Consider the following 636-nt stretch of genomic DNA (forward strand, 5'->3'; position numbering starts at 1 on the left):
GCTCGGCCGGGCGCGGCTAGCACCCCCAGCGGCCCCACGGGGTCCCGCCGCACGCTGGTGGGACCCCGTGGGGCCGCGTTGTGGCCCGCCTCGGGGCGCTAGGGGGCCCGCTTGGGGCCCGCGTTCCGGTGCGCCGGCACACCCCGCGCCACGGCCCGCCGGGCGCGTGGGACCCCCGCGCGGGCGGACCGCCAACGTCCGAGAACTGGACCACTCGCGTGAGTTACATCGCATCGGCCCAGCATCACCGTCAAGTGCGGAACATTAGACTCGTCAGACCGACAAGGCTCGACAGCTCTACACCAAGGAGGCGCAAGTGCCGAAGGAGCCGCGTGCAGCACGTGCGGAGGCAGCGGACGGGTGGCGACTGCTGAGCCGTGTGAAGCGGCCTCGCGACCTCGACCGGCTGAGCCTCGCGCAACTGGACGAGCTGGCGGCGGAGATCCGCTCCTTCCTCGTCGAGGAGGTCGCCAAGACCGGCGGCCACCTCGGACCCAACCTCGGTGTGGTCGAGCTGACCATCGCCCTGCACCGGGTCTTCGACTCCCCGAAGGACCGGGTGCTCTGGGACACCGGGCACCAGTCGTACGTGCACAAGCTGCTTACGGGCCGTCAGGACTTCTCCAAGCTCAAGGG

1 protein-coding gene is annotated in these 636 nt (G+C 71.4%); it reads left to right on the forward strand.

Features of this window, described 5'->3' with window-relative positions:
- Positions 1–316: 316 nt before the first annotated feature.
- Positions 317–636: 1-deoxy-D-xylulose-5-phosphate synthase N-terminal domain-containing protein (locus KUM32_RS39040; RefSeq protein WP_308408834.1), on the forward strand; the 320-nt coding region annotated here is incomplete at its 3' end.

The organism is Streptomyces sp. AC627_RSS907 (assembly GCF_019049165.1).